The 24,225-nt window shown below is 59.1% G+C and carries 35 protein-coding genes; 18 read left to right on the forward strand and 17 right to left on the reverse strand.

What is annotated here, in order from left to right; genetic code table 11:
- Positions 1-3 precede the first annotated feature (3 nt).
- On the forward strand, positions 4-840 hold the full coding sequence (gene queF, locus ACKPCU_RS10195; RefSeq protein WP_104738590.1) for an NADPH-dependent 7-cyano-7-deazaguanine reductase QueF: 837 nt from the start codon (positions 4-6) through the stop codon (positions 838-840).
- Positions 841-883: 43 nt separating this feature from the next.
- On the opposite strand, the gene ACKPCU_RS10200 is transcribed toward queF, so the two are convergent.
- The 3 genes from ACKPCU_RS10200 to ACKPCU_RS10210 all read right to left on the reverse strand — a co-directional run bounded on the left by ACKPCU_RS10200 (position 884) and on the right by ACKPCU_RS10210 (position 2,289).
- Complete coding sequence (locus ACKPCU_RS10200) at positions 884-1,162, reverse strand: DUF4404 family protein (protein WP_104738591.1); 279 nt, start codon at positions 1,160-1,162, stop codon at positions 884-886.
- 74 nt (positions 1,163-1,236) lie between these two features.
- Complete coding sequence (locus ACKPCU_RS10205; protein WP_321346396.1) at positions 1,237-1,791, reverse strand: phosphonoacetaldehyde phosphonohydrolase-related protein; 555 nt, start codon at positions 1,789-1,791, stop codon at positions 1,237-1,239.
- A 66-nt stretch (positions 1,792-1,857) separates the two neighbouring features.
- A complete protein-coding gene (locus tag ACKPCU_RS10210) occupies positions 1,858-2,289 on the reverse strand; it encodes an acyl-CoA thioesterase (RefSeq protein ID WP_321346397.1) in 432 nt (143 codons plus the stop codon).
- A gap of 104 nt (positions 2,290-2,393) precedes the next feature.
- Between ACKPCU_RS10210 and ACKPCU_RS10215 the strand changes: the two genes are divergently transcribed.
- Positions 2,394-3,122, forward strand: a complete 729-nt coding sequence (locus ACKPCU_RS10215; protein ID WP_229744433.1) for an MlaA family lipoprotein — start codon at positions 2,394-2,396, stop codon at positions 3,120-3,122.
- A 20-nt stretch (positions 3,123-3,142) separates the two neighbouring features.
- Here the strand turns inward: ACKPCU_RS10215 and ACKPCU_RS10220 are convergent, their stop codons facing one another.
- Positions 3,143-3,448, reverse strand: a complete 306-nt coding sequence (locus tag ACKPCU_RS10220; protein WP_104738594.1) for a PilZ domain-containing protein — start codon at positions 3,446-3,448, stop codon at positions 3,143-3,145.
- Between the two features lie 229 nt (positions 3,449-3,677).
- Here ACKPCU_RS10220 and ACKPCU_RS10225 point away from each other — a divergent pair, with 229 nt between their 5' ends.
- Together ACKPCU_RS10225 and rssC are read left to right on the forward strand one after the other, a co-directional pair.
- Complete coding sequence (locus ACKPCU_RS10225; protein ID WP_104738595.1) at positions 3,678-4,868, forward strand: PP2C family protein-serine/threonine phosphatase; 1,191 nt, start codon at positions 3,678-3,680, stop codon at positions 4,866-4,868.
- Positions 4,868-5,356: an anti-sigma factor antagonist RssC gene (gene rssC / locus ACKPCU_RS10230; protein ID WP_104738705.1), complete on the forward strand. Its 489-nt coding sequence runs from the start codon at positions 4,868-4,870 to the stop codon at positions 5,354-5,356. The genes ACKPCU_RS10225 and rssC overlap by 1 nt, the downstream gene beginning before the upstream one ends.
- Here the strand turns inward: rssC and tal are convergent.
- Positions 5,345-6,295 (reverse strand): transaldolase, encoded by a 951-nt coding sequence (gene tal, locus ACKPCU_RS10235; protein ID WP_321346401.1) that lies wholly within the window; start codon positions 6,293-6,295, stop codon positions 5,345-5,347. The two genes, rssC and tal, sit on opposite strands and share 12 nt — an antisense overlap.
- A gap of 60 nt (positions 6,296-6,355) precedes the next feature.
- Complete coding sequence (dusA, locus tag ACKPCU_RS10240; RefSeq protein WP_321346403.1) at positions 6,356-7,372, reverse strand: tRNA dihydrouridine(20/20a) synthase DusA; 1,017 nt, start codon at positions 7,370-7,372, stop codon at positions 6,356-6,358.
- 100 nt (positions 7,373-7,472) lie between these two features.
- On the opposite strand from dusA, the gene ACKPCU_RS10245 reads away from it, so the two are divergent.
- A complete protein-coding gene (locus tag ACKPCU_RS10245; RefSeq protein ID WP_321346405.1) occupies positions 7,473-8,597 on the forward strand; it encodes a site-specific integrase in 1,125 nt (374 codons plus the stop codon).
- An 18-nt stretch (positions 8,598-8,615) separates the two neighbouring features.
- Positions 8,616-9,881 carry a hypothetical protein gene (locus ACKPCU_RS10250; RefSeq protein ID WP_321346407.1) on the forward strand — a complete coding sequence of 422 codons (1,266 nt, stop codon included), beginning with the start codon at positions 8,616-8,618 and terminating at the stop codon, positions 9,879-9,881.
- Here the strand turns inward: ACKPCU_RS10250 and ACKPCU_RS10255 are convergent, their stop codons facing one another.
- Positions 9,882-10,160: a pyocin activator PrtN family protein gene (locus ACKPCU_RS10255; protein ID WP_321346408.1), complete on the reverse strand. Its 279-nt coding sequence runs from the start codon at positions 10,158-10,160 to the stop codon at positions 9,882-9,884.
- A 71-nt stretch (positions 10,161-10,231) separates the two neighbouring features.
- Between ACKPCU_RS10255 and ACKPCU_RS10260 the strand changes: the two genes are divergently transcribed.
- Complete coding sequence (locus tag ACKPCU_RS10260) at positions 10,232-10,882, forward strand: hypothetical protein (RefSeq protein WP_321346409.1); 651 nt, start codon at positions 10,232-10,234, stop codon at positions 10,880-10,882.
- Between the two features lie 11 nt (positions 10,883-10,893).
- Here ACKPCU_RS10260 and ACKPCU_RS10265 read toward each other — a convergent pair whose 3' ends face one another.
- From ACKPCU_RS10265 to ACKPCU_RS10300, 8 genes are all read right to left on the reverse strand, one after another.
- Complete coding sequence (locus ACKPCU_RS10265) at positions 10,894-11,205, reverse strand: DUF6378 domain-containing protein (RefSeq protein ID WP_321351819.1); 312 nt, start codon at positions 11,203-11,205, stop codon at positions 10,894-10,896.
- 2 nt (positions 11,206-11,207) lie between these two features.
- On the reverse strand, positions 11,208-11,705 hold the full coding sequence (locus tag ACKPCU_RS10270; RefSeq protein WP_321346411.1) for a hypothetical protein: 498 nt from the start codon (positions 11,703-11,705) through the stop codon (positions 11,208-11,210).
- Positions 11,702-12,031: a pyocin activator PrtN family protein gene (locus ACKPCU_RS10275; protein WP_321346413.1), complete on the reverse strand. Its 330-nt coding sequence runs from the start codon at positions 12,029-12,031 to the stop codon at positions 11,702-11,704. Before ACKPCU_RS10275 ends, ACKPCU_RS10270 begins: the two co-directional genes overlap by 4 nt.
- Positions 12,028-12,408, reverse strand: a complete 381-nt coding sequence (locus ACKPCU_RS10280) for a hypothetical protein (RefSeq protein WP_321346415.1) — start codon at positions 12,406-12,408, stop codon at positions 12,028-12,030. Before ACKPCU_RS10280 ends, ACKPCU_RS10275 begins: the two co-directional genes overlap by 4 nt.
- A complete protein-coding gene (locus tag ACKPCU_RS10285; protein ID WP_321346417.1) occupies positions 12,405-12,737 on the reverse strand; it encodes a phage antirepressor KilAC domain-containing protein in 333 nt (110 codons plus the stop codon). The genes ACKPCU_RS10280 and ACKPCU_RS10285 overlap by 4 nt, the downstream gene beginning before the upstream one ends.
- Positions 12,734-13,009 carry a hypothetical protein gene (locus ACKPCU_RS10290; RefSeq protein ID WP_321346419.1) on the reverse strand — a complete coding sequence of 92 codons (276 nt, stop codon included), beginning with the start codon at positions 13,007-13,009 and terminating at the stop codon, positions 12,734-12,736. The genes ACKPCU_RS10285 and ACKPCU_RS10290 overlap by 4 nt, the downstream gene beginning before the upstream one ends.
- Positions 13,006-13,200 (reverse strand): hypothetical protein, encoded by a 195-nt coding sequence (locus tag ACKPCU_RS10295; protein ID WP_321346422.1) that lies wholly within the window; start codon positions 13,198-13,200, stop codon positions 13,006-13,008. Before ACKPCU_RS10295 ends, ACKPCU_RS10290 begins: the two co-directional genes overlap by 4 nt.
- Positions 13,201-13,284: 84 nt before the next feature.
- The gene (locus tag ACKPCU_RS10300; RefSeq protein ID WP_321346424.1) at positions 13,285-14,043 is read right to left on the reverse strand and encodes a S24 family peptidase; all 759 of its coding nucleotides are present in this window, start codon (positions 14,041-14,043) and stop codon (positions 13,285-13,287) included.
- A gap of 110 nt (positions 14,044-14,153) precedes the next feature.
- Here ACKPCU_RS10300 and ACKPCU_RS10305 point away from each other — a divergent pair, with 110 nt between their 5' ends.
- Positions 14,154-14,390: a transcriptional regulator gene (locus ACKPCU_RS10305; protein ID WP_321346426.1), complete on the forward strand. Its 237-nt coding sequence runs from the start codon at positions 14,154-14,156 to the stop codon at positions 14,388-14,390.
- A 196-nt stretch (positions 14,391-14,586) separates the two neighbouring features.
- Here the strand turns inward: ACKPCU_RS10305 and ACKPCU_RS10310 are convergent, their stop codons facing one another.
- Entirely contained in the window at positions 14,587-14,790 is a 204-nt protein-coding gene (locus ACKPCU_RS10310) for a hypothetical protein (protein ID WP_321346428.1), read from the reverse strand.
- 337 nt (positions 14,791-15,127) lie between these two features.
- Here ACKPCU_RS10310 and ACKPCU_RS10315 point away from each other — a divergent pair, with 337 nt between their 5' ends.
- The 6 genes from ACKPCU_RS10315 to ACKPCU_RS10340 all read left to right on the forward strand — a co-directional run bounded on the left by ACKPCU_RS10315 (position 15,128) and on the right by ACKPCU_RS10340 (position 19,947).
- Positions 15,128-15,613: a phage regulatory CII family protein gene (locus ACKPCU_RS10315; RefSeq protein ID WP_321346430.1), complete on the forward strand. Its 486-nt coding sequence runs from the start codon at positions 15,128-15,130 to the stop codon at positions 15,611-15,613.
- Entirely contained in the window at positions 15,606-15,824 is a 219-nt protein-coding gene (locus tag ACKPCU_RS10320) for a TraR/DksA C4-type zinc finger protein (protein ID WP_321346432.1), read from the forward strand. Before ACKPCU_RS10315 ends, ACKPCU_RS10320 begins: the two co-directional genes overlap by 8 nt.
- Positions 15,821-18,304 (forward strand): VapE domain-containing protein, encoded by a 2,484-nt coding sequence (locus ACKPCU_RS10325; protein ID WP_321346434.1) that lies wholly within the window; start codon positions 15,821-15,823, stop codon positions 18,302-18,304. The genes ACKPCU_RS10320 and ACKPCU_RS10325 overlap by 4 nt, the downstream gene beginning before the upstream one ends.
- Positions 18,305-18,533: 229 nt before the next feature.
- Positions 18,534-18,818 (forward strand): hypothetical protein, encoded by a 285-nt coding sequence (locus tag ACKPCU_RS10330; protein ID WP_321346436.1) that lies wholly within the window; start codon positions 18,534-18,536, stop codon positions 18,816-18,818.
- Between the two features lie 60 nt (positions 18,819-18,878).
- Positions 18,879-19,445, forward strand: a complete 567-nt coding sequence (locus ACKPCU_RS10335; protein ID WP_321346438.1) for a hypothetical protein — start codon at positions 18,879-18,881, stop codon at positions 19,443-19,445.
- Between the two features lie 301 nt (positions 19,446-19,746).
- Complete coding sequence (locus ACKPCU_RS10340) at positions 19,747-19,947, forward strand: hypothetical protein (protein WP_321346440.1); 201 nt, start codon at positions 19,747-19,749, stop codon at positions 19,945-19,947.
- On the opposite strand, the gene ACKPCU_RS10345 is transcribed toward ACKPCU_RS10340, so the two are convergent.
- Positions 19,934-20,221, reverse strand: a complete 288-nt coding sequence (locus ACKPCU_RS10345; protein ID WP_321346442.1) for a hypothetical protein — start codon at positions 20,219-20,221, stop codon at positions 19,934-19,936. The two genes, ACKPCU_RS10340 and ACKPCU_RS10345, sit on opposite strands and share 14 nt — an antisense overlap.
- Positions 20,222-20,356: 135 nt before the next feature.
- Here ACKPCU_RS10345 and ACKPCU_RS10350 point away from each other — a divergent pair, with 135 nt between their 5' ends.
- The 4 genes from ACKPCU_RS10350 to ACKPCU_RS10365 all read left to right on the forward strand — a co-directional run bounded on the left by ACKPCU_RS10350 (position 20,357) and on the right by ACKPCU_RS10365 (position 24,216).
- Positions 20,357-20,728: a phage holin family protein gene (locus ACKPCU_RS10350; RefSeq protein ID WP_321346443.1), complete on the forward strand. Its 372-nt coding sequence runs from the start codon at positions 20,357-20,359 to the stop codon at positions 20,726-20,728.
- Entirely contained in the window at positions 20,728-21,459 is a 732-nt protein-coding gene (locus tag ACKPCU_RS10355) for a hypothetical protein (RefSeq protein ID WP_321346444.1), read from the forward strand. The genes ACKPCU_RS10350 and ACKPCU_RS10355 overlap by 1 nt, the downstream gene beginning before the upstream one ends.
- A gap of 170 nt (positions 21,460-21,629) precedes the next feature.
- Positions 21,630-22,211 (forward strand): terminase small subunit, encoded by a 582-nt coding sequence (locus ACKPCU_RS10360; protein ID WP_321346445.1) that lies wholly within the window; start codon positions 21,630-21,632, stop codon positions 22,209-22,211.
- Between the two features lie 4 nt (positions 22,212-22,215).
- Positions 22,216-24,216, forward strand: a complete 2,001-nt coding sequence (locus ACKPCU_RS10365) for a phage terminase large subunit family protein (RefSeq protein ID WP_321346446.1) — start codon at positions 22,216-22,218, stop codon at positions 24,214-24,216.
- Positions 24,217-24,225: the final 9 nt, after the last annotated feature.

The following is a 24,225-nucleotide window of genomic DNA, read 5'->3' on the forward strand; positions in this document are numbered from 1 at the left end:
TCCATGACTGATCATCCTGCGACCGAGTCGCCGCTGGGCAAGTCCAGTGCCTACATCAGCGTTTACACGCCGTCGCTGCTGTATCCAATCTCACGACTGCCGAAATGGCAGGAGTTGGGGCTGGATCCGCAGCAACTGCCGTTTCACGGCGCTGATATCTGGAACTGCTTCGAGCTGTCCTGGCTGACACCTTCTGGCAAGCCCGTGGTGGCTGCCGCAGAGTTCGTCTTCCCGATCAAGGCGGCGCGGATTGTCGAGTCCAAGTCGTTCAAGCTGTATCTGAACTCACTCAATCAGACGGTTTTCCGGGATCGTCATGACCTGCTGAAGACGCTGGAGACCGACCTGTCGGTTGCGGCGCAGGGGCCGGTGATGGTGCGGCTGCTAAGTATGCAGCAGCTGCATCAGGCGGGGCTGTTCATGCTGCCCGGGACCTGTATCGACGACCTGGATGTCGAGGTGTCGAGCTACAGCTATGATCCTTCGCTGCTGAGTCTGGCGGCCAGCGCGGGGCCAGTGACCGAGGTACTGCACAGTCACTTGCTTAAATCCAACTGCCCGGTCACGGGGCAGCCGGATTGGGGATCAGTGCAGATCAGTTACAGTGGCCCGGCACTGGATCACGCGTCTCTGGTACGGTATCTGGTCTCATTCAGGCAGCACTCGGATTTCCACGAGCAATGCGTGGAGCGCATCTTCCTGGATATTCTCAAGCTATTGGGGGAGGGGGCGACGCTGACTGTGTACGCGCGCTATGTTCGTCGTGGCGGACTGGATATCAATCCCTGGCGGTCCACGCAGCCGGGCATGCCGGAAAATCTGCGGCTGGCGCGCCAATAGGGTAGATGGGCGACGCTCCACCAGCGGCGGAGCGTCCGGACAGTCAGATTCCCATGTCTGCCAGGCTCTGCATGACGCTGCGCAGTGTGGTGGCAAGGGTGGGATGCCGAGCTTCGAACTGCTCAGCCATCAGGTTGACCCCATCGACCAGGCTTGGGTCTTCCTCTACTTCGACGTCGCTGGCTTCGTTCAGCAACTTTGCTTCCAGGCTGGTTGCCAGCGCCTGTAGTGCCTCGCGCTCTTCGCTGCTGAGTGGTGAGTCGCTTTCATTCAGGGTGTTCTGCAGCGACTCCAGCTGCGACTTCAAACGATCAGTGGGCATGTAACTCTCCTGTCCATCCAGTGTGCTTTTACTATACCTCTAGATGGACAACACGTCCGCTGGTTTTACGGCATTCAAACTTTGGCCTGCCGTAGCTCAATGTCGCGCAGGCAGCTGTCTAGTTCGGAGACGTTGTCGATGACGTAGTGGGCGCCTGCATTCATCAGCGTCATGGTGGCCTGCAGCCGAATACGGTCCTGCTCCTCGGAGCCAAGAGCGGACCAGTGTGCGTTGCCGTGTTGGTCCAGTGCACCACTCAGCGCGGTGCCGATGGTCCAGAGGCCTGCGTTGAGCCCGGCACGGATTCCATCGGAGCTGCCGCTGACCAGAACGCAGTGTTTAAGTGTGTGCGCTTGCAGGCGCAGCGCCAGAGTAACGGGCAGGTCCGGTGCAGGTAGCGGTCGCAGGTGTGGTTCGGTGCAGATTGTCGCGCTGATTAGCGACTCGATCGGCGTAAGTTGGCGGTCATGTCGGTCCAGCAGCAGGCCCGCGCAAATGCCGCTGTGCTGCAAACGTTGGAGTGCTGGCAAAGCCTGTGGCAGCAGAGCCGGTTCGTCGGCTGTCGGTCGGGCTGCAGTCAGGGTGCCGGCAAGATCGAAGAGAACTGCCTCGATCTGATGTGCGTTCATGGTCCGTGCTCCTGGTCGGAAACGCGTGTTGACCGCACATCATCGTATCAAGGTGTTGCAGGTTTATTACTGTGCTTCGTCCAGCGGTTCTGCACCCATGGCGACGCGCACACTGTTGGGAACCGGGATTGGCCGCTGATTATTCACCGTAATCCACACCATCTTCACATCACCGTAGCCGATTAGGTCGGGTTGGCCCTTGACGTAAAGCTTGTGTTCCAGCGTCAGGCTGGTACGACCGACGACGCCGGCGTACAGCTCGACGACGATAGTGCCGGGGTGAAAGGCGGGTTTCAGGAAGTGATGGGTGCAGGTCAGCAGTACCAGGCCCTGGCCAACTTCCCGTCGTGGTGCGCCCAGGCCATCAAGCCATTCGATGCGGGCATCTTCCAGATACTGGTAGTAGCGGGTGTTGTTGACGTGCTGGTTACTGTCCATGTCGCCATAGCGGATGGGTATTTCGGTGGTATAGAGCAGGGTTGTGGAATGGTCTGTCATGGCAAATTTCGCTGAAATTGACGGAAGTTATGCATTACACTGACGGGCCGGCAGAGCCCGCGGGCTGCTGCACCTATCAAAAGCGAAGAATGGAGAAACCGCTGATGAATCTGCTGAATACAGGAGCCTTGGCAATGGTGTTGTCGGCGCTGTCGCTGGCCTGTATTACACCTGTTTTTGCTGCCGATGACTACGACGATTACGACTCGGCGTATGTTGACCCCGACCCGTGGGAGACGTTTAACCGCGCTACCTTCCGGTTCAATGACACGGTAGACCGTTATACGCTCAAGCCGGTTGCCAAGGGGTATAAGTCGGTGACTCCGCAGTTCATGCGTGATGGGGTAGGCAACTTCTTCAACAACCTTGGAGAGCCGATGAACTTCCTGAACAACGGATTGCAGGGCAAGTTCAATCGGGCAGGGGTGGATATGTCGCGCTTTCTGTTCAACACCCTGCTGGGTGGCGGGGGCCTGGTAGACGTGGCAAGCCGCATGGGGCTAGAACGCAGTGACGAGGATCTGGGGCAGACTCTGGGGTACTGGGGAGTGCCGAGCGGTCCTTACGTCATGCTACCGTTCCTCGGACCGAATACGGTGCGTGATACCGGCTCAAAACTGCCTGAAAACTTCCTCAATTACACCTATACCGGCTACCTGAATGACATTCGTGCGCGTAACCAGCTGTTTGCGCTGGAGACGGTAGATATCCGGGCCGGCCTGCTGGATCAGGAACGCCTGATCACCGGTGACCGTTACACCTTTATCCGTAACGCATACCTGCAGAATCGCGAGTACAAAGTACGCGACGGAAACGTCCCCGACGAGTTCTGATCGTCGGGGCGTTGGTTGCTTCAGCTCAGGCTGTCAAAGCGCAGCCCGATGCTGAAGCGACCGTCGCTCTCGGCTTGACAGCGCACCACTTCACCCTTGGCCTGCAAGCCCTGCATACCCGGAGTCGGTGAGGGGATGGACAGGGTCGCGACAGTACCCTCCGCCACTGCCTCACTGGCCATTACCTGAGCCCCCTGGTTGGATAGATCGCGGCACAGTACATCGCAGGTGTGATTGTCAGCACCAAAGGTAAGTGTGGCGGCGGTTTCCACTGTCATGCGCATGAAATCACGCTTTTCGCTGTACTGCTGGTCATGAAACGACATCGGCGACTCCGGCTTCGGCAGATACGTCTGTTTTTTGGTTTTCTACTGGTCATCGTAGTTCCGAGTTGGGCCTCCGACAAGCATCCTTCCAGCCTTCTGCAACGGTTGCTTGCAGCAGCGGATGGGAGTAGTGTTTCCCCCTTGAAAACGCCGGGTTATTTCCGGCTCGACTCAGCCACCCTGTGGTCGCCGCGAAAGATGCGCGCTGCGACAATGACGTAGGGATTTTATGCAGCCTCCAGGCACCACACTGCTGGTGATTGACGACGACGACAAGGTTCGCCAACGTCTGTCAGCACTGTTGGAAGGTAATGGTCATGACGTAATCCAGGCCGCTGATGCGGGGGGTGGTCTGGCCCTGTTCGAGAAGCAGCGTCCCGAGCTGGTTCTGTGCGACCTTCACCTTGGTGACAGCCAGGGTTTCGAGCTGGTGCGTCAAATTACCGAATCTGGTCTGGACGTGCCGGTCATCGTGATGTCGGCCGAGGGGGCGATGACCGATGTGGTTCAGGCGCTGCGCCTTGGAGCCAGCGACTTTCTGCTCAATCCGTTAAATGATCCCGAGGTGCTGGAGCACTCGGTGCGCAGGGCGCTGGACCGTTATCGTCTGCGGCTTGAAAACCAGCGTATTCGCGAGCGTCTTGAGCGGGCCAACCGCGAACTTGAGATGCATCTCAAGGAACTGCGCGATGATCAGGCTGCGGGCCATCAGGTTCAGCTCAACATGCTGCCGGTCACCCCTTGGACCAGTGGTGAGTACAGGCTTGAGCACAAGCTGATTCCCTCACTGTATCTGTCTGGCGATTTTGTCGATTATTTCCGCGTCTCCGACTCGCAACTGGCGTTCTATCTGGCGGATGTATCCGGCCATGGCTCGTCGTCGGCATTCGTCACTGTGCTACTCAAGTTCATGACAACCCGGCTGATGTACGAGCAGCGCAAGGTCGAAGGGCAGGGACGTATCGAGTTCAAGCCCTCCGATGTGCTGGGACACATCAATCGCAGTCTGATCAGTTGCAAGCTGGGCAAGCATGTAACCATGCTCGGTGGCGTGATTGATGAGCAGGAAAAAACGCTGACCTACAGCATCGGAGGTCATTTGCCGTTGCCGGTGATTTACGCCGATGGTGAGGCGCGTTATCTGCCGGGTAAGGGGCGGCCGGTCGGGTTGTTTGAGGATGCCGATTATCAGGACGAAACCATCCCGCTGCCCGAGCACTTTACTCTGACGCTGTGTTCCGATGGTGTGCTGGACTGCCTGGAAGGGACTACGCTGAAAGAGAAAGAGGCGCGACTTCCCGCGCTGATTGCTGAGCAAGGTGGCTGCATGCAAGGTATCATGGCCGCCCTGGGGCTGGATCCCAATAAAACGATGCCCGATGACATATCCGTGTTGGTGTTGAGCAGGAACGCAGAATGATGACGACTGGAAAAATCCAGTTTGCGGAAGCGCAAGGCACCTTTGTGCTCAAGTTCATTGGTGATGTGCGCCTGACGCTATGTGCAGCGCTGGATGCCTATATCGAAAAGATCTTCAGTGTCCTGACGTTCAAGGCCATTGTGATTGATCTGACAGAGACCGAGTGCATCGACAGCACCTCCTTGGGGCTGCTTGCCAAGCTCTCCATTCTGTCGCGCCAGAAGGTTGGCTTTCTGCCGACGCTGGTGTCCAATCATGAAGATATGAACCGGCTGCTGCAAAGCATGGGGTTCGATCAGGTCTTCAATATCGTGCCGGAATCGACGCCGACCTGCGAAGAGCTGCAGGATCTGCCGGCTCAGATGTTGTCCGAAGACAAGGTCAAGCATAAGGTTCTTGAGGCCCATCGCATTCTGATGGACCTCAACGACAGCAATCGCGAAGCCTTTCGCGATCTGGTCAGCGCCCTGGAAGGGTCAGGCAACTGACCCCAACTTCGCTGCGACCAGCTTCTCCAGCTTGAGCTGATCTGCTGCAAACGCCCGAATTCCCTCCGCCAGTTTCTCCGTCGCCATGGCATCCTCGTTGTGGGCCCAGCGGAACGCGATCTGATCCAGTTCAATGCGCTCGTCGACCACGCCCTGACGCAGTATGGTCGACGGCTGCAGTGCACCTGGCTGCTCCTGCAGGCTTTGCAGCAATTGCGGGCTGATGGTCAGGCGATCGCAGCCGGTTAGTGCTTCGATCTGGCCGGTATTGCGGAAGCTTGCACCCATTACGACCGTTTCGTACATGTGCGCCTTGTAGTAGCGGAAGATGCGCGCCACCGATTGCACGCCCGGATCATCAGTCCCGCTGAAGTCTCTACCCTCGTGCTGTTTGTACCAGTCGTAGATGCGGCCAACGAACGGCGAGATGAGGTAGACCCCGGCATCCGCGCAGGCGCGAGCCTGGGCGAAGGAAAACAACAGTGTCAGGTTGCACTGGATGCCTTCTCGCTCCAGCGCTGCAGCGGCCTGAATCCCTTCCCAGGTGGCGGCAATCTTGATCAGCACCCGATCACGGGTGATGCCAGCGCGTTCGTATAGCTCGATCAGTTCGCAGGCCTTGCGAAAGGTGGCGTCCTGATCAAAGGACAGACGGGCATCGACCTCAGTGGAGATACGCCCCGGGATCAGGCCGAGGATTTCGCTGCCGACGGCGACTGCAAAGCGATCGCAGGCGTTGCTGACTGGTTCTGTACCGCCTGCTGCTTCGCCGATGGCGCGCTCCAAAAGCGGCTCGCAGCTGGTCAGCTCGGCGGCCTTGAGTAGCAGTGACGGGTTGGTGGTGGCGTCGATTGGCTGGTGCTGGCGGATGGCATCGATGTCGCCAGTGTCGGCAACGATCAGGGTGTGTTGTTTCAGACTATCCAGTTTTGAGGTCATGTTACGGCGGTACTCCCTAGTATCCCTCCGACCTTACCTCATAGGCTTTGACAGTCGCAATCAGCCGACGCGTGCCTGCATCTGTTCCAGCAGCTGGTCGTACAGCGCCAATGGCTCATTAGTGCGGTGGATGGTGGTGCTCAGCTCGCGCCGGAAGTGGCGTGCGCCGGGTAAGCCCTGGAATAGCCCCAGCATGTGGCGGGTGATGTGATGCATCTGGCCGCCAGCGGTGACGTGCCGCTCGATGTACGGCCGCATCAGCGCCATCACCTCGATACGTGAAGGCCGCGGATGGTCGTCGCCGAAGAAACGACTATCCACCTCGGACAGCAGCCACGGGTTGTGGTACGCCTCGCGTCCTACCATCACCCCATCAACATGGGACAGCTGCGCTTGCATGACATCCAGGTCGGTCAGGCCGCCGTTGAGGATGATCTCTAGCTGCGGGAAGTCGCGCTTGAGCTGATGCACTACCTCATACTTCAGCGGCGGTATCTCGCGATTTTCCTTCGGCGATAGCCCTTCCAGAATGGCGATGCGCGCGTGAACAGTGAAACTGGTGCAGCCCGCCTCGTGAACCGTGCCGACGAAATCGCATAGCTCGGCATAGCTCTCCCGACCGTTGATGCCGATACGATGCTTGACCGTGACCGGCGTGCTGCAGGTATCCTGCATCGCCTTAACGCAGTCACCCACCAGCGCCGGGTGCGCCATCAAGCAGGCGCCAATCATATTGTTCTGCACCCGATCGCTGGGGCAGCCGACGTTCAGGTTGACCTCGGCGTAGCCGGCTTCTTCAGCCAGCGCCGCGCACTGGGCCAGCTCCTGCGGATTGCTGCCGCCCAGCTGCAGTGCCAACGGCTGCTCTTCGGCGCTGTAACCCAGAAAACGCTCACGGTCGCCATGCAGCACCGCGCCCGTAGTGACCATTTCGGTATACAGCAGCGCACGCCGGCTGATCAGTCGCGCAAAGTAGCGATAGTGGCGGTCGGTCCAGTCCATCATCGGCGCAACGCTGAAGCGGCGATTGGGCTCTGGCCGCGTGGTTACTGGGCTTGATGTGGATTCTGGGTGCATTTCTGACTGCCTGTTTAGTGCTTAATTTCTGCTGTTTTCGGCTGTTTTTTTAAGGTGAGTGCTACAATGTAGCACCGTCTAAAAAAAATGTAGCACCGCCATGGGCACCATCACAGAACGCAAACGCAAGAACGGAAAATCGAGTTACACGGCGCAGATCCGGATCAAGCGCCAAGGCAGCGTAGTTTATCAGGAAAGCCAAACCTTTGAGCGCAAGCAGGCCGCCGGCGCTTGGCTGAAAAAGCGAGAAGGGGAGCTGGCCCAGCCGGGTGCGCTTGATAAAGCTTTGCGCGGTGGTGTGACTGTGCGAGAAATGATCTTGCGCTACCTGGAAGAGTTTGAGCGGGTGCGGCCGCTGGGCAAAACCAAGCGTGCAACATTGAAGGCGATTGCCGATACCTGGTTGGGCGACCTGGCCGACACCGACCTCACCAGTCAGCGCCTGGTCGAGTATGCGCACTGGCGCCGCAGTGAGCAGGGCGGGGCGGTGCAGCCGCAGACCATCGGCAATGACCTTTCCCACCTGGGTGCGGTGATGTCTGTAGCGCGGCCCGCCTGGGGCTTTGAGGTGGATCATCACGCGATGGCTGATGCCCGCAAGGTACTGCGCAAAATGGGCATGGCGTCTCGGAGCAAAGAGCGTGATCGTCGGCCGAGCCTTGAAGAGCTGGACCTGCTCATGACGCACTTCTCCGAGATGCAACAGCGTCGACCCTCATCTATTCCTATGCCAAAGGTGATTGCCTTCGCGCTGTTCTCTACGCGCCGGCAAGACGAGATCACCCGCATTCGCTGGGCCGACCTGGACGAGGCTGGCCAGCGTGTACTGGTGCGGGATATGAAGAACCCCGGCCAGAAACTGGGCAACGATGTGTGGTGCCACCTGCCTGATGAGGCATGGGCCATTGTGCAGAGCATGCCGCGGCTGGCTGACGAGATCTTCCCCTACAACTCCAGCTCTATCTCCGCCTCATTCACAAGGGCGTGCAAATTCCTAGAGATTGAGGATCTGCGCTTTCATGACTTGCGGCATGACGGTGTGAGTCGATTATTTGAGATGGATTGGGATATTCCGCGGGTGGCCAGCGTTTCTGGGCACCGGGACTGGAACTCATTGCGGCGTTACACTCACTTGCGTGGACGCGGCGACCGGTACTCTGGTTGGCTAAGTGCGGGGAGTGTTAAGGAAGCCCCTAGGCTCTTAGCTGCTTTTACAAAATCATAGGGATGGCAGAGGCAGGGAATGAAGAGTGTCGAGTGGAAAAAGGGTGCTAAACCTGAGCTTGTGCTTGCAAGACTCGCGGAGGTTACTTCTGTTTCAGATGGTGGGGCAATAAGGGTTGAAAATGGGGAGCATTTTGGCTTGATGCCCATTTTGCATAATATGCTTGTTTATAAGCGCGATTACAGCTTTAGCACTAAAGTCATGTTTCGCATGAAGGCTTTCTCCATTTGTGCTAACGCGGGCTCTCTTAATAAAGATGATTTTATCGGGGAACTGCGTAAACAAGTGGCAGCATATGATGCTGCAGATATGCAGGATTTCAGGTTGACGAGCTCCCTTTCAATTAGTCATGGTTTGTTGCCCGCTAGAATTAAACTCCCTAGTTCAACGGTTTATTGTCACTCTGGTCCCTTGCCCAAGAAATATAGCACCCGTGCGGCCAATGAAAAGCACTGGAGGTTTAACTTTCCTAATGAGTCGCCGCTTCCCTCGCAGTACACGCGTGTTGTCGTTATGGTTAAAGCTAAGAATGTTTCCGATGCATTCCATAAAGCAATGCATGACCTAAACTTCCTCAGGGGGCTGCTTGGGCTGCGTTATAATCCTGAGCAGAGTTTTAGCTATGGCGGGCGCGCATACAGGCCTCTCAATAAGGTTATGCTGGGGGGGATGCACTGTATCCATTTCGCAGATGGAGCGCTTAGCGGGGTGAATTCCTATTGGTATGAACCGCACTTCTCGGCTATTCAGCCGGCTGGGGCTCCGGGTAATGTGGCTAAAGAAAAAGCCAGTCTTGCTAAGTATTTGCGATTTAGATTTAAATACATAAGTCGCTATCCTGCGGGAGATCAGGTGCGAATAGTTTCTTGCATTGCAAGATATGCGCTTGCTCTAGATGAATTTGATTATAATGCAACCCTACATAAGCTCTGGTCTGCAATGGAATCGCTGCTGATTGGTGTGGGGCAAAAATCGGACGTGATGATTAAGCGCTGTTCTTATGTGTTTGATGATCCTGAGTATTACTTTCAGGTTTTGACTTATCTAAAGGATTATCGAAATGCCCACATACATGACGGAGTAGGGGATGAAGAGGCAGAGCGTCATTGCTATAGTCTTCAGGAGTGTTATAGAGGGATGATTGCCTTTTACTTTGGGATGTCTGACTTTTTTACTTCGATTCAAGAGGCTAACAAGTTTTTGGATAGCTCAAACGATCCCCAAGTTATCGAGCGTCAGATAGAGTTGTTGCAGCGGGCAAAAAAGTATATCCACTCCGGTTAGTTACCCCGTTTTCCGATAGCGTCCCTGTAGCTTGTCATTCTCAATCACTGCCTTCGTCCGTTGGTTGTCGAGGTATTGGGCTAGGTCCTGCAGGTGCACCCCTTTTGCGGCTTTTTGGCTGCCTTCCATCCTCACAATCGGCAAGTCGATCTCTGCAGCCATCACTTTGCGCTGCAGCTTCTCTACGCTCAGGTGGCTGAAATAGTCCGCGCAGACTCTGTCCAGTGGGATAATGGAGAGGCCATCATATTGCGCCATCAGAAGAAATAGAGTTTTCATGTGTACCTGTTCTCCAGGTGACGGCGGTCGCCTTGGGGTTGCTTAATCTGATTTAGGAAAGGATGCCGGCTATGTTGTGGCGCGCTATGTACAGAAGGCCAGTAAGAAAGCTGGGGCCTAAAGTTTTGATCTGGAGCACGATTGAAGCAGCAGCAATTGGTGTGCTCGTAGGGATGCTGGTCAACTGGCTCAGGGCGCTGCCCTGGGCCGATAGCGCTGCTCCCGCCTGGGTTCAGGCTGTGGGCAGTATCTTGGCTATTCTGGTTGCTGTAGGCGTTGCGAGCTGGACTAGCTGGACGCAGCGTCGAGAGCGGCGACATCTCGTGTTTGTGGAAGAAAAAAAGAATTGGCAGGCGGCTATCCAAATCACCATTCGTGTTAAAGACTTTGGCGTTGAGTATGAACAGTGGACTAAGGGCGCACCTGGGGCCAGTTGGAAAACGCACGAGCACTACGCACATACCGTCGACTTTTTGCTCGCTGCTCTGGAGCAAATGCTGCAACGTGATAGGGACTTTGATCGTTGGTTCGGTTGTATGCAGCTGCACGAGGAGCTCAGGGACTTTAGGTCGATGCTCAATTCCCTTCACAAGGGGGCTGCCTTGTTGGCTGACCAAGCGGGCCTCCTGGTTGCGGAGGCAGAGGCTTACCAGGACGCTTGGGTCGAGAGTTTGAACTCTTGGCTCAGCTTGCACGCGTCCATGGGGGCCGAGGCTGAATGAGGCTATGGCGCTCATCGCGTATTATCCATAGCTGAGGCCTGACGTTCTGCGCCCGCGGCTTCCCCTGCCAGCCCTGCATATGCTGCACGATCTTCATAGTTATCTGCTTTGAACTCACCTTGTTTTGAGCGCACCAGCTTTAGCAGCTCCATGAAGTTCCAACCGTCCTCCTCGGTTAGGGGCTCGCGTAACTTGTCGGCCAGCAGGATGTTGGCCATGGCGACAGTCATGCCCATTGATCTCTCCCCTTGGGGCTTGTCATAGGTCACCGCGCGGTCTTCCATGTGCCGCAAACCTGCGTTTAGAAAGTCGGGTGCCTGCATGGTCACGCGGCCTCCTGCAGTGCGCGAGCACGGGTAAGGTCGGATGCGATGCGGAACCCGCTTGAGGCAAGGTTCTTGGCTTCACGTGACTCCCTGAAGCTGCCGGTGGCGTGCAAGGCGTTGGCGGCGAGGTTCAGTTTTTCGGCCATCTTCCCGATGGTGCTGATGTCGCGCTCGCTGAGCGGGTTGAGCTGGTTTCGCAGAGCCTGCAGCTCCTGGTCATGGTTAAGCTGTTGCTGCTCCAGTGCCCGGGCGGCGTTCTCTTGGCTGCGCTTCAGATCGGCACGGGCTGCCTTTGCTGCTCGGTGAGCCGCGCTGGCTGCGTGTGTGGCTTCGCGCTCCAGCTGAACTGCGCCTTGGTAGGCGATGCTCAGTGCCTGGTTCTCTTGTCGGTTTTTACCCCTGCCGAGTGCATACGCCCCCGCCAGCAACGGCAGGACGGCTGCTGCAGTGATCAGTATCGCGATTACGGTTGCTGGGTTTTGAGTGATTTGTGTCATGTGCTGTGTCCTTCAGGTTCACGCGGGGTGGTGAGCCCCGCGTTTGCTTTGGTGCTGCTGAGTTCCGCTTGGTTGGCGGCTGGTTTGGTGGTGCGTGGGTTGCAGCTCTCCAGCCAGCGGGCGAGGTCGTCGAGGTAAACGACGGGGGCGCCCTTGTTGCTGTGGAGCTTGGTGTAACGCAGGCGAATGCGGCCTGCGCGGATCTCGCTGAGCAGGTGTTGCACATTGGTGATGTGCGGCAGCCACTCGGCGCGGACTTCTTCAAGGGGCAGGCATGGCCGGTCGTAGCGGCGGCGCAGCTGCTCCAGCGTGGCCGGTACTGTCATTGGCTGGCACTCCGTGCCGGGTGCGCATTAACGCCCAGCAGCTCCCGCAGGCCGTCAACGGTTTTGGCGCTGATGGTGTGCATGATGTGGTTGCCGTCACTGACGATGACCTGCAGCTGGTCGTAGCGCTGGCCGGCCATCCCTACGCTAACGGAGAGCGGGTAGGGGAAGTGGCTGGCAGCGATGTTCAGTGCTTCTGCCAGGCGCAAGCCTGTGTCATCGAGCTGCTGCAGGCGTTGCACCGCTTCCGTGCCGGCCGCGCGGGCTTCGCGTGCGTTGATGGCCGTAGGGTGGTCCAGGTGCAGCTGCAGCAGCTTGATCGCGCCGATTGCGTGGTTGATCAGCGGGGCAGGGTTGGTTGGGAGGTGCTTCATCATGCTGCGTCCTCCTTGCCGTCTGCCTCTTCGATCTCAACGCCCAGCAGGCCGGCGAGCCAGCGCAAGCCCTTCTCGGTAACGTAGGTTTTGCCATAGATCTGGCCGTGACCGTTGTTGATCTGCGAGTTGCCCTTGTGTGACTTGAGCTTCACGCGCAAACGCCCACGGTCTACGTCTGAGGTGTTGTAGGGGAGGTTGAACTGGTCGAGGACTCTCCGAGCCTGCAGGTCAGCGCAAAAGCGGTTGCGGCCACTGCCCAGCAGTTTGGCGGCGGTGGACAGGTCGAATTCTCGGGAGCAACCGGCTTTGGGCTGTTCTTCCGGGCTCACGCTGCACGCTCCAACCGGCCATTAGCGCAGTCTTCAATCCAGCGCTGGGCGCGGCGTTTGAGGGTGGTTTCGGCTTGCTTGGCTGGCAGCGTGGTGCTGTTGACGGTGCCCTGGGCGCGCAGGGTTAGGCTGATGCGGCCGTCTTGGCGCTCGGTAGTCAGCGTGGCGCGGATGCGCTCGCCAGTATGGCGCTGCAGCACGGTGACGAAGGTGCCGGGGCTTTTGAGCTGGTGGGCCAGCAGCTGCTGGCTGACGGCGGTGAGGCGAATCATGCTGCGTCACCCCCGTTCCAGGGGCCTTGGTCGTCGACTGGCTGAGAAGGGCGCAGAGCGGCGGCGGCGCGATTGCCACCGATAACGATGGCAAGGCCGGTGCGCTTGATGATGTCTTTGATAGTGGCCGGGTTACTGGCCGCTGTGGGGTGCAGGTAGACCCTGCAGGTGTTGCTTGGCTGTGTCCGCATTGTGTTGAACCTGTGTGGTAGGTGGGTTCAACACAAATGTACCTTTAAGTAAAGGGTCTGATCAGTACCTTTTGGTAAAAAAGGTCACAGCAATACGGAATACCAAAACACTTGGCCGATAATGCGGATCTTCTCGTCCACGTAATCAGCCTCATAAACCTCGTCTGGGTGCTCTGCGTCGTTATAGCTGTGCAGGCGGATGCCGTTGCCTGGGCGCCGGTAAAGCACTTTAACCCGAAGCTGACCGTCATGGTCGATGGCGTACATTTGGCCGTCTTTGATGCCGGTGATGCTGGTGTTGATGCCGACTGTGGTGCCGTCAGGCAGCACCGGCTCCATGCTGTTGCCGGTCACGGTGGCGCAGGCGGCGCATTCGGGGATGATGTTCTTGCGGCTGAGGGTGCGCTTCCCGAAGCGCAGCTTGCGGCCATGATCTTCAATTCTTACTTCGGAGCCTTTGCCGGCGGACATTTCAACTTCCTTGTAAAACGGTAGCTCTACCTCGTCCTCTCCGAGGGGGGTGTCGTCACTCCATGTCTCGACTGGGGCTAGGCGGGAGTCCGCATACGGCTCGCCTGCCCGGCGCAGCAGGGATCGGCGCTCTGGATTGTCCGAGCCTGGGGGGGCGTCGAGCGCGCCGGGCAGCATGCCGAGCATCTTCTCTACGTGCCTCGCAAACTTTTCGCCGATGGGCTTGTAGTTGTGATGGTCTTCGGGAAGAAGGCAGCGGTTCACGTAGCTGGGTGAGCGTTCAATAGCTTGGGCCAGTGCGCTTTGGACGCCGCCGAATTTAGTTTCTATGAGAGCTGCCAGATTGGCTCGCCTGATTGATTGCGTGTGCATTCAAAAATTGTGCACCTATTTTTACTAAAAAGTAATTGACCTAAAGGTGTTGACATTAATTACCTTAAGGTAACAAAATCAGGCCAAATCATTTTAAACGAGCCCACGTTATGAAGCTGCTGGATTACATCAAGCCGTTGAAGGCGGATGCTCTGGAGGCGTTTGCGCTGAAGTGCCGCAGCACTCCCGGGCAGCTCAGACAGGTTGCTTACGGTCGGCGGGCGAGCGCTGAACTCGCGATCCGCATCGATATAGCCAGCGGCGGAGCAGTCCGTTGTGAGGACATTCGGCCGGACATCGATTGGGACTATCTACGCAATCAGCCAGCCGAACCAGCAGCAGCCTGAGAATCACCACCCGCCGGAGACACAGCAATGAGCACCTTTAACGCCTACAGCGATCAGTTCGGCGTAGCCCCTGGGCTTGAAGTCGCAATCACCCATACTGAAAACGGCCTGATGTTGCAGGCGCGCAAGGACGGCCAGCCGTTTGAGAGCTATGCACCAAAGGACGTAGAAACCGCACTGGCCGCAGCCGGGCACCTTATTCGTGGTTCTCAACCACCACGCGGCCTGTTTGCTTGTCGCGGTACACCAGTTCGTTGAACTCGACTTGAACAAGCGTGGGGCTGCGTTGCTTCAGCCGGTAGAAGGCCAGGCCGCTGAAGTCCAGTTCCATGTCATCGGCATAGCCGTTGAGGTAGTCCTTGAGCATGCCGACAGTGATTAACTCGGGGGTGTCAGACATAGCAGCATCCTTGTGAAATGAGTAACAACCCGCCGGAGACACAGCCAAGTAATCCAGCGGCGGGAGCCGGTAGCGGGAGCCTCACCAGCAGACCGCTACCGGCACAGAGCAAGAAACAAAGCCAGCCGCATTGCGACTGGCTGAATAGAGGCAGGAATCAGGGGCCACCTACCACAGTAAGACCCTGACCCTGCAGTCCGGAGCACGGCACCACCCGACGCTCCTCAACCAGTGAGCCCTTGGACACAGCACGTATCAATCGGGCTCACCTGCTGTACCGCAATGATAGGCCAAGCGCCTGCATTGCGGCTACGGCGTTACAGGGGAAATAAAACCTATGAGCCGTAAGGACCTGTTGCCGGACGCTGGGCCGGTGCTTTCGATCAGGGCTGCGCTGTATCGCGCCTGCCGTGATGATCGGGCCGGCATCACCGGCGTGGCGCTGAGCATGGGCATCGACCCGGATGCTCTGCAGAAAGTGGTCAATCCGAAAGACCGCCGGCCAATCGCGCCGGAGTGGATCGAGGACATTCTCTCTCACACCCAAGACCCTCGCCTTGTTGCTGCGCTAGTGCGGCCAGCTGGTGCGCTGGCGTTTGTGCCGCAGCCGGTACCGGCAACGCGGGAAGCTCTGCGGGCGCTGGCGGATCTGCTGCGGGAGGAGGGCGAATTTGTCGAAAGCCTGACTGAGGGCGCAGCTGACTCAAGATGGGAGCCCCATGAGGTTGAGCGGCTTCGTTACCACGCGAATCAGTTGGTCGGGCGAATCTTGGGCATTGTTGCGGGTGCTGAGCAGGCGATGGAGGGTTGTGACCATGCCTGACTTTGGAGACCTGGGCGCTGAGCGTACTCAGCAGATGATTGATGACGCTTTGGCAGAGCGTCGGTACCAAGCCTCTCGGCTGGCTATCGATAACCCGTACTGCGTTGCCTGTGGGCAAGCGATACCCCTGAAGCGCCGCGAGGTGGTGCCGGGGTGCGAGTACTGCATTCACTGCCAATCAATCAACGAGCAGCGGAAGGGGGCGCGATGACGGAGAAGCGCGAAGCCCCGATCAGCGCCTGGGCACGGCGGTATATCGATGCTTTCGGCTTGACTCTGGTCTCGATTGATCCAGGCGAGAAGGCACCAAAAGGCAAGGGCTGGAACCAGCCCGGAGGCTATCTCACAGACGCAGCAGCCGCTGAGGCTTTTTGGCAGCGTAACCCGCAGAACAACTTGGGCGTAGTGCTTGGCCCAAGCCGGGTGTGCTCGCTCGATGCGGATGATGTGGAGTGGACGCGGTATGCGCTGCGGGAGCTGCTGGGTGTTGACCTGGATGCGATGGCGGACAGCTGCCCCACTGTGGTGGGCAACCCGGCGCGGTTCCGGGTGCTGTTCCGTGTGCCCGATGGGCTGGAACTGGACCGGCATTCGCTGACGTGGCCGCATCAAGACGACCCTGACGGGTCGATCTTCAAGACATACATGGCGCAGGCCAAGGCGGCGAAAGAGGCGGGTGACGCGGCAGGCGAGGCGCAGGCGCGTGCTGAGGCGGACAAGGTCAAGCGCTTCACGGTGTTTGAGCTGCGCGCAGGGCTGGTGCAGGACGTGCTGCCGCCGTCGATCCACCCCGGTACCGGCAAGCCCTACACCTGGCGCACTGCGCCTGATGCTGATGCAGGCTTGCCTGTGTTGCCGCAGGCGCTGCTGGCGGTGTGGTTGAACTGGCAGGCATTCAAGCGTGATGCGGTTGCGGCCTGCCCGTGGGCACCCAAGCCGGCAGCGGTGGTGAGGCACCCAGCGCGGCCCGCTGCGCCGCCCTCTGGCGGTGGGGATGTGATCGAGCAGTTTAACCGGGCGCACGATGTGGAGAGCCTGCTGGCCGCGCACGGGTATGAGCGGCGGGGCAACAAGTGGTTGGCGCCGTGCAGCTCTAGCGGGTTGCCTGGTGTGGCGGTGACGGATGGGCGGGTGTATTCGCATCATGCGTCTGACCCGTTGGCTAACGAGCACATGAATGACGCCTTTGATGTGTTCCGCATTCTGCAGCATGACGGCGATGCGAAGGCGGCGACCAAGGCGGCGGCAAAGATACTCGGCCTCGATTCGCGCCCAGTGCGGCAGGGTAATCCGTCTGTGCGCGATGATGCACCGCCCATTGGCACCGTGGATGAATCGCGCTCCAGCCGCAAGGCTGAGCCTGGGGTACAAGTCAGTTCCGGTGATGCCGATACTGCAATCCCCCCCTACGATGGCCTTGCGGCGGGCGGTGATCCTGATGCGTGGCAGATTCAGCTGAGGCGTACCGATGGTGGAGTGTTGTTGCCTGAGCTGTCGAATGCCTACCTGATTCTGAAACACGCGCCGGAGTGGCAGGGTGTGCTGGCGTACAACGAGTTTGCGGACCGGATCGAGAAGCTGCGGGCGCCGCCAGTGCCGGATGGTTCGGCGGGGCCATGGGGTGACGTTGATGCCAGCAAGGCTCTGGTGTGGCTGCAGCTGGTGTGGGGGCTGAGGCTGCGCAGCAGCAGCACGGCTGATGAGGCGGTGCGGATGGTGGCCTGGGATAACCGGTATCACCCGGTGCGTGAGTATCTGGATGCGCTGCCGGTCTGGGATGATGTGCCGCGGCTGCCTACGTTCATGCGTGACGTTTTCGGTGCTGATGACAATGCTTACACCGAGCACGTTGGGCAGGGCTTGCTGGTATCGGCGGTAGCGCGTATCGAGCGCCCTGGCTGCAAAGTCGATGAGATGGTGGTGCTGGAAGGCGGGCAGGGGTTGGGTAAGTCGACCTGCGTGGCTGAGCTGTTCGGGATGGAATGGTATCTCGAAACGGCAGAGCCGCCGGCCACCAAGGATTTTTACGTAACCATGCAGGGCAACTGGGGCGTGGAGATCGGCGAGATGCAGAGTTTCTCGAAGGCCGATATCAACCAGGTGAAGATGTCGATCACGCGCCGGGACGATAAGTATCGGGCACCGTATGACCGGCATGCGAGCAGCCATCCGCGCCAGTGCATCTTCATCGGGACGACCAACGCTGATGCCTACCTTCTGGACCCAACGGGTGCGCGGCGATTTTTACCTGTGCTCTGCCGTAAGGCTGACGTGGGGTATGTGCGGCAATGGCGCGATCAACTATGGGCTGAGGCGTTGGTGTTGTTCCAGCGTGGGTTCAGATGGTGGGACTATCCGAAAGATCTGGCGCAGGCCGAGCAGGATGAGCGGTACGTTGAAGACGCGTGGGAGGAGGCCATTGTCGATTATCTGGAGGGCAGGGCTCCGCACGTCTACTACCGCGCAGGGCAGCAAGGGCGGATCAACTCGGTGACTGTGATGGAGCTGTTGCAGCGGGCGCTGCAGATGGATATGGCGCGCATGAACAAGCCCGAGCAGCGTCGGGTTGGCGACATTCTGAGAAGGCTTGGCTGGACGAAGCAAAAGTTGCAGCGTGTACCTGGCGAGGGGGTTCGTATCAGGCCGTACGTGCGTCCGGAGTCTGCCCAGCAAAATCAGGAAGCGGCGTGATGTCACAGGTTATTTGCCGCGCTGTGACTTATGTGACGGGCTGGAGGCCGCGTATTGCGGGCGTGTCACCAGTGTCACCAGTGTCACCAGTCGCGTGCGCGTACACACGTGCGCGCGCATGTTCATATTTATATTTATACATGTGACAGTGGTGACACTGGTGACAGTGTTGTTTTAAAAGGTTTTTTCCGTGTCACCAGTGTCACAACCTTAACTGGAGGGGTAAACAATGGTTCCAACAGTCGATGCAAGTTTTGAGGTTCTTGTGGATCAGGCGTCAGGCACTGCTGCGCATTACATGCGCGAAGCTGTGCGCGAGATTGACGCTCAGTTTGGTGATGGTTTTGCGGCAGCTAATCCGGGGCTGGTGGCTGCGTTCATGCAGACCTGCGCCGCCGATTTCCATTCCGCCACCAATCTCGCTGGCTTGCAGCGGGTAGGCAATGATTTGAGCTCTATTTCGGACTCGCTGGATCGAGTGGCGCGGGCCGTTGACGGTCTGGATATAGGCTGATTGGGAGGGGCTGCGATGATCGAGCGGGTTGAAATGGCAATGCTGCCGCGGGGGGGCTGAATGAATCCAACAATCGAGGCGATTCTGGTGGAGTGGGGGCAGCAGCAGGCCAGCCCGATCGGTGAGGTTGCTGTGCCGTGTGTGCTGGGGCACGTCGACGAAGCTGCGCCGGGTGTTGGCGGGCACCGCTGTCTGTCGCTGGTGGAGCAGCATGTGGTGCAAAGCCAGCTGAGTGAGGCGGTTGCGCAGGCATTGGCTGAGATCGATGCTCAGGGCTCGAAGGGGCGCGAACTGACCGCGCTGGCTGAGGTGCGCTATGTGGCTCAGGTGATGCTGCCGCTAGCAGAGCAGTACCTCCGGTTGGCGTGCTCGCGCAACACTTACCGGGCTCGACTCAATCGGCTGCACGCCGAGCTGCTGGAAGTGCTACCGGGAGCAGCCATGATGGCGGCGCTGGAGGCCAAGGGAGTGCAGGCGGAGAAGGTGCGGGCGAAGTGGCTGGCAGAGGTGCGAAAGGCCGCACGGCGCACGGAGCCCGCGATTGCCCTGGCGCAGCAGCGTGCGCGGATGCAGCGTGAAGTTGCAAGGGCGATCAAGGAAGCTGCTGATCGGGAGCGGGCCGCATGACCGTTCATCAGGGCAAAAACAGGATTGCCGCAGGATCGTCGCAGGATGGCGGCAGCGTTCCCGATCAGGCGTTAAATGCCGGTTTACGCCTTGGGCCTCTGGGGGTACAAAGCGTGTACGTTGTGTCTCGTTGCGTCTGTGGCGGGTCACGATGCCAAAGGCGATAGTGCTGTGTCGCTCCGACCGGTCAACCCTGCCGGTCACCGCCCTCATCTGAGGGCACCTATTCCAAACCCCGCTTCGGCGGGGTTTTTAATGCCAGGATATCAGTGCAACGCTTTGTCGGCTCTGGAGAATCAGAATGCAAGTTCGAATACTGGACGACGGTGGTGAGGTGATTTGGTCACAAAGCCCGGAGTTAGGTATGACGGCTTTGTCTCATCGAAAAAATGGCCGTATCGATGAGATCCTAGCTGTGTTGAGCATGGCTACGGAAAGAGCTAAGGAAGAAAAGTTGCTGCCAGTCGAACAGACCGGCAGCGATAGGTTCAGTAAATTGTGAGCTCTTTGTTTAGGTTGGACATCACTAGCTGATAGATGCCTGGGCTTTTGAAGAACGGATGCCATTGTGGCGGCGCCATAAAGCGCACGGTATTGCTGTTCTTCCAGATGAGAACTACATGCCCAGCGAGGCCTGCAGAGGTTGCGGCTGCTTGTAGAGCGTCCATTACTTCATTCTGATCGTGCTGGGATTTGAGATTAAACGATGAATCTAGCGGGACGATGATCATGTCTTGCCCCTGCTCCCTGATGTGAGCAATTTTGTATTTGGCCATACCGATTCCTTTTAGTTGGCGCTGCCTCCACGGCAGCAATCAAAAAGGTAGCATGAAGCCAGTACAGCAGACCAAGTTATAGATCTTTTTACCCAGCCACTCGGCTGGGTTTTTTATTCAACTCGCGGAGGCCGCATGTCTGACCCAAGCAACCCTGCACCCATCGGCAAGGCGATTGCCGAGATCCCGTTGTGGATGGCGATTCTCCTGGCCTTGGCATCCGGGCTTAGTGGCGAGATGCTGCGAGCCTCCGCGCTGATCAACCTGAGCTGGCGGCAGATTGCTGCACGTATCGGTATGCGCTTCGGCGCTGCCGGGCTGGTTGGCATTGCGGTGTTCATGGGTGCGTTTGCCCTGTCGGTCCACCCGTACCTCAGCGCGGCCCTGTGCATCTTCTCCGCGATGTTGGGCGGTGATGTGGCGAGCAGCCTGTTCGAGCGCTGGGCCGCTAAGCGGGCTGGGGTGTGGGAGGTGCCTACGCGGCCCGCGCAGAGGTCGGACGAGTAATGCAAGGCGCCATCAGGGTCACCGACCTGGATGACGCGCTGGCAGATCTGGCGAAGCTGGGCAAGCAGGCCAATCCGGCACTGGCATGGGCGGTCAACGAGGTTGGCGGCGAGGCCATCAAGATGCTGCAGGCCGAGGCCCGCACTGCATTCGACAGGCCCACGCGCTTTACCCTGAACGCATTCAGGCTGCTGCGTGCCAAGCCATCGGCCCCAGAAGCGGCGGTGTGGGTGAAGGACGAGAAAGATGGGGCAGGCGGTGGCCAGGCGCCCGAGGCGTGGTTTGAGCCGCAAGTCTACGGCGGTGCGCGCTCGGTCAAACGGTCGGAGTACCGGCTGCGAGAGCAGGGCATTCTGCCTTCGGGCATGTTTCTGGCTCCGGGGCCGGGTGCCCGCATGGATGCACACGGCAATATGTCGCGCGGCCACATGCAGCAGATTCTATCGGGGCTTGGTGCAGACAACCCATCAGGCTCGACCATCGTTGCAACCCAGAGCGCACGCTCCCTGAAGAAGGGCCACGCGAAGGCGTTCTTCGTGATGAAGCGTGGCAAACGCCCCATTGGTATCGCTGAGCGAAGAGGCAAGACTCTCGCTTTGGTGCTTCTGTTCGTTAGGCAACCCAACTACTCGGCCCGCTTCGACTTCCACCGCGTCGTCCGGCGGGTGGCCGAGAATGATGCGCTGGTGGAGAACGCCATCGGGCGGGCCATCGAGCGGTTCGCGGGGTAGGTGAGCGGGCTGCTGGCCCGAGGTGTCCGGCAGGGTGGCCGGGGCCCCTGGGGCGCCGAAACGGGCAAGGGTTATTCGGCTCGCGTTTTCTCGTTAGCGGGAGGGCGTGAGAGTTAGTTAACAGGGTGAACTGGTTAACCGGGAGTGGTTAACGGTTAACGGGTGACGGTATGCAGACAGCCAGTAAGTCCGAGTTTGCGGCGCTGATGGGCTGCTCTAAGGCCTATGTCTCCAAGCTGGCTAAGCAGGGGCGGCTGGTGCTGGATGAATCCGGCAAGGTGTTGGTGGACGAGACGCGCGCCTTGCTGGAGGCCAGTGCGGACCCAAGCAAGGCGGGCGTTGCCGAGCGTCACCAGCGCGACCGTGTGGAGAAGGGCGTCGGCGCTCACGTAGCACCTAACGCCCCTGCAGACACTGCGCCGCCGGGTGCTAAGCCGTCCGGCCAATACGATTACCAGTCATCCCGCGCACAGCGGGAGCACTATCTGGCGCAGCTTGCCGAGAGCGAAGCCCGTAAGGCAGCCGGCAGCCTGGTTGAGCGTCAGGCGGTGGAAGAAACGGCTTTTGCTGCCGGGCGCGCGCTGCGCGATCTGGTGCTGGGGCTGCCCAAGCAGGTTGCGCCAGAGCTGGCGGCCATCACTGACCCGTGGGAACTGGAACGGGTACTGACTACCCATCTGCGGCGAGTGCTGGAGGATGCAAGCCGACTGAGCGCGGCGGATCTGGAGCGGGTGCTGCAAACACTGAGCTGAACCTATGAACATTGACTACGCGGACGGTGCCGAGCAGTACCGCTCGGCGTTATGTCGTGGGCTGGAGCCAGACCCCGAACTTTGGATTGATGAGTGGGCCGACGAGTACATGCGGATTCCGCGTGATACTGGGGCAGCCGAGCCAGGGCCATACCGGACTGACCGCACGCCCTACGCCCGCGAGCCGATGCGCTGCTTGTCGCCAGCACACCCGGCCAAGCGCGTGGTGACCAAGGTCGCCTCGCAGATGATGAAGACGCAGATCGCGCTGAACTGGATTGGTGGCGTGATTCACATGGCGCCGTCGAACATCCTGACGCTGCTGCCCAGCCTCGGCCTGGCCAAGCGGGTCAGCGGCCGTATCGACAAGACGGTCAAGGCGTCGCCAGCGCTGCGCGAGAAAGTGGCTGTTTCGCGGTCACGCGACTCGCGCAACACGATGGACACAAAGGAATTTGAAGGCGGCACGCTGTACGTCACCACGGCAGGCTCCGCTGCCAACCTGGCGGAAGTATCGGCCCGGTATGTGTACGGCGATGAGGTGGACCGCTGGGACGTTGACGTTCAGAACGAAGGCGACCCGGTCGAGCTGGCCGAGGCCCGCGGTTCCACCTTTGGCCGCAACGCCAAGTTCTACTTTTCCAGCTCGCCAACGGTTAAGGGTGCCTCGCGCATCACTGACCTGTTTGAGCAGGGCGATCAGCGCCACTACTACGTGCCTTGCCCGTACTGCGGCGAGTACCAGCACCTGGAGTGGCAGAACCTAAAGTGGGCCAAAGACTACAGCTGGGCTGGCATGGTCTGCTGCAACGAACATTGCAGCGGGCAGGGTGCCTTTATCGAAGAGCACCACAAGGCCGAGATGCTGGCCAAGGGCGAATGGCGAGCCCATTCGTCAGGCGATGGCGAGACGGTCAGCTTCACGCTGTCTGCCCTTTACATGCCGCTGGGCTGGAAGAGCTGGGTAGATCTGGCCCGTCAGTACGACAAGGCGGCTGCCGCCCTGGCAAAGGGTGACCTTGAGCCCATGCAGGTGTTCTACAACACCCGCTTGGCAGAGGTCTGGGACAGCGCGCAGGAGATGACCAAGGCCGAGGAGCTGCAAAAGCGGGCCGAGGATTATCGGCTGGGTACCGTGCCTGCGCTGGCCATGCTGCTGACTGCAGCAGTGGATACCCAAGACGACCGGCTTGAGATGCTGGTGATCGGCTGGGGCGAAGGGCTGGAACGCTGGGTTGTGGATCACAAGGTGATTCAGGGCCGGCCAGAGGATGACCGTACCTGGGCGCAGCTGGATGAAGAGCTGAAGCGCCGATACCTGCATGCCTCTGGCATTGAACTATCGATTCGCGCTGCACCTATCGACTCCGGTGGCCACCACACGCAAGAGGTTTACCAGTTCTGCCGCCTGCGGCGCTGGCGCAACATCTTCGCGGTGAAGGGTGCGAGCAAGACCGGGCGGCCTGTGATTGCACAGCGACCTTCCAAGGTCGACGTGACATGGAAGGGGACCACCGAGAAAGAGGGTGCCGAGCTGTGGTTGATCGGTACCGACACCGCTAAGGACTGGATCTACAACCGGTATGGCCTCAAGGAAGGGCCGGGCGCGCTGCACTTTTCTAACGACCTGCCGGACGACTTCTACGCGCAGTGCGTGGCCGAGCGGAAGATCACCCGCTATGTGCGTGGATACCGGCGCGTGGAGTGGACCAAGGCCAAGGCTGACCGAAACGAAGGTCTCGACCTGCTGGTTTATAACCTGGCCATGGCGCATTACCTGAGCATTCCGCGTTACAGCGTGGCTGACTGGGAGCGGCTACGCACGGCCTTCAGCCAGCGCAGCCTGTTCAGCGAGCCAGCTGATATCACAGCCCCTGCACCGGCTGATGATGATCCGCAGGAATCGTCAGAGGTGCCCAGCAAGCCAGAGCCCAAACCACCCGCGCCTGCACCTGCGGCAGCGCGGCGTCGCACTTCCCGCAGCGGGTACCTGTCCCGCAGATAGATCAAGGGG

This window comes from Halopseudomonas oceani, assembly GCF_963677335.1.
GTDB lineage: Bacteria > Pseudomonadota > Gammaproteobacteria > Pseudomonadales > Pseudomonadaceae > Halopseudomonas > Halopseudomonas oceani.